This window comes from Thermus sp. NMX2.A1 (assembly GCF_000511705.1).
Lineage (GTDB): Bacteria > Deinococcota > Deinococci > Deinococcales > Thermaceae > Thermus > Thermus scotoductus.
Window position 1 is genome coordinate 1 of the sequence record NZ_ATNI01000120.1, and the last position, 929, is coordinate 929.

Annotated in this window: 1 protein-coding gene; it reads left to right on the forward strand. The window is 61.8% G+C overall.

Annotated features, from left to right (window positions below; genetic code table 11):
* Positions 1 to 107 precede the first annotated feature (107 nt).
* A partial coding sequence (locus tag TNMX_RS13120; protein WP_216593118.1) for a hypothetical protein occupies positions 108 to 929 on the forward strand: 822 nt, incomplete at its 3' end.

A 929-nucleotide genomic window follows, 5' to 3' on the forward strand; every position in this document is an offset into this window, starting at 1 on the left:
CTGTATCCGTAACGGTAGCCGTAACGCTAACCGCCCACCCGGTTAGGGTGCCCGTAGCCTGGGCCGATGGGCCCGAGGAGCTTCCCGAATGGGAGGGGGTTTCCCCCTTGGTCGCTTTTCTCTCAACCGAGAGGGGCACATGGAGGAAACATGTGCTTCAACGGCCAGCCCGAAGCGTCTTCCCCAGGCTCGTGCGCAGGTCCCTCCTGGCTCAGGACTTGCCTCAAGGAAAACCCGTTTCGCCTCTTGAGGCCCTGTCCCGGGTATTCAGGACGGCGTTGAAAGACTCAAACCCCTACGCCAAAGGAAGCCCTACGCGGGAAGCCGTTCTCTGGGCCGCAGAGAACGCGGGCCTTCTCGTCCCCTTCAAGGTGGAAAGGGCCGCATGGCCTCCTCTGGTTTCGGGGGAGGATTTGGTTTCGTGGTTGGCCGCGGCCTACGCCGTAGGGGCTTGGCGCATCGTCCTTCGCCTTCTCAGCGATGGGCACTCGTACAAGGAAATCCGCCGGGAAGTCTTCTCCAGGTTCGGGCTAGAGTTTGCTTCCGGGTCCAATGACCTAGTGAGAAGCCAGTCCGGTAACTCACCTGATATTCCCCTATGGGCCCTGAATGTCCTGGAAGCCCTCTGGCGCAAGAAGCCCAAGACTCAAGTAGTCCGGGCTTGGCTTAGAGAGGCCGCCCTTAGCGGGCTGGTTCTTGACAGCCGGGGTGAGTTCTGGCCCTTCTTCTCTAACCGTCCCGAGGAGCCGGAGCTACCTCTTGCGGCCCCTAAGTGGGTTGCTACGGGCGGGGTTTACCACCTCGCCCTCCTCCAACTGGCTCAGGCGCGAAAGAAAGAGCGTCTATGCGTCTGGTGTGGTGGGGGCATTTTGGGCCGGGGGGACAAGCGCTACTGCTCCAACGCATGCCGTCAGGCGGCCTATAGGGCC